The sequence below is a fragment of the Paenibacillus sp. 01L418 genome, assembly GCF_056400045.1.
The window spans coordinates 1-1788 of record NZ_JBFTSN010000702.1; the positions used below are offsets into that span (position 1 = coordinate 1).

A 1788-nucleotide genomic window follows, 5' to 3' on the forward strand; every position below is an offset into this window, starting at 1 on the left:
TCCCTGCAGCTACAATCGATTTCGTAAGCGAGTAGGCTCCCCATCCAGCCCCAATCATGAGTAGCAGTATAAATGCCTGTAATGGATCTAACTCTTCCTTTTTTCTTCTGCGCCTGGCCATCTGTCTTGCCCCTTTGTCGTTTTATGTTGTCTATCCATTTCTAAAACAGGAAAATATGCCCACACGTATGCAAATGTAGTAGAATCTTACTATATTTCTGTTAAATTTGGAAGCATTCTATCTATTCTCATATCAATGGAGGCATAAATGATCGAACTGGAAAATGATTTTAAAAAATGGTTAATTAGTGAAGGATTTGTAACCGAAACGATTCGAAATTTTGTATCTCAATTCTGTGAGTTTTGTAGGTTTTGCGATAGTCGAGGCTATAGTGTACTCGAACTAAGTGTTAGTGTTTCACGCGAGTATTTAGCCTGGCTTTGTGAGCGGCCAAATTATCATAATGGCCAACCGCTTTCTACAGGAACACGTCTGAAACATTACTATTGTTTAAGACAAATTGGATTATTCCTTGCGGAGAAGAACTTATATAATGGTGATTTAGTGAAGGGGATTCGGAAGCCTCCTAAAAAACAATCGGTCATTCAAGGTTTTTCTGCAGAACAATTACAAGCTAACATCAATGCCGTCCGAGAAATACGAACAACACCACAATATAAAGAACGGATGGCTCTGTTAATCTTTATGTTGGCCAGTACAGGCCTAAGAATCTCGGAAGCAACCAACCTGCATGTTTATTCGCTTGATCATAACAAAAGGATCATGCTAGTGCTAGGGAAAGGTAACAAGGAACGCGAAGTTCCCTTCTCTCGTGAGCTATCCACGCTGATACTGAATTACATCAACAAATATGGCATTAAACGAGACGATTACTTGTTTGCCTCACGCTATAAAAAGCCTTAGCATCATCATCCATACGAGATGCTCTGCGTAAAACCGGCAAATTATTAGGTAGCTATTTAGATATTGACCGTATGCGGGTAAGTCCTCATACGTTTAGACATACTTTTGCAAGGCTTTGGGTAGTCAATGGAGGAAATACCATCGCATTATCACGTATCATGGGTCACACATCAACCCGAATGACGGATAAATACGTTAGCCTTTGGGGCATTGATTTAAGCTCATCCTATGACCTATGTAATCCATGTGGCAATATTAGCGTTCCGGATTTCACTGCTTATTACGAACCTAAAGATGAGATCGCATAGGACCCTGAAAAAACGCTATGCCCATGAGTTATCGAATAATCTATCTGCGGTTACCATTATGAAAATCAAAAAAAGGGTGCTTCAGCCTAAAAGCTGCAGCGCCCACCAAGAAGCAACCTCAGAAATCTAAAGGTTGCTTTTTCTGTATTCTGTATCCATTTTATTTCTTTGTAAACGCAGTGAGAAAATTGATATATATTCTTTCAATTGTAGCTGTTCTTTGAAAGTGCCATGGTATAATAAATAGCCTCTTAAATTCTAGTCCAATCATCATAACTGTCGTCATTACACTTCCGGAAATCGTTAAGCTTTGAGCAGCTAATGAACCAAAGACTGGTACAATTTCCGATAATTTCGACAAATCTCCTTTCGTTGCTTCCATAATAGGTTTTGTTGCTGGTGAAGAATAGCCAGTTGCTGAGTTAGTATGCATTTCAAAAGTATCCGTAGAATGTAAAAGCAATCCATCATCTTTTAGGAGGTTGCGTAAATGATAAAAAATATTCTCGAGTACTTTCACTGTGAATTGATTAACAGCCACAACATATGTACTTC

Annotated in this window: 1 protein-coding gene and 1 pseudogene; one reads left to right on the forward strand and one right to left on the reverse strand. The window is 38.9% G+C overall.

Features of this window, described 5'->3' with window-relative positions:
* Positions 1-706 precede the first annotated feature (706 nt).
* A pseudogene (locus AC1DSE_RS34825) lies at positions 707-1233 on the forward strand (tyrosine-type recombinase/integrase).
* A 160-nt stretch (positions 1234-1393) separates the two neighbouring features.
* Here AC1DSE_RS34825 and AC1DSE_RS34830 read toward each other — a convergent pair.
* Positions 1394-1788: hypothetical protein (locus AC1DSE_RS34830; RefSeq protein ID WP_477529074.1), on the reverse strand; the 395-nt coding region annotated here is incomplete at its 5' end.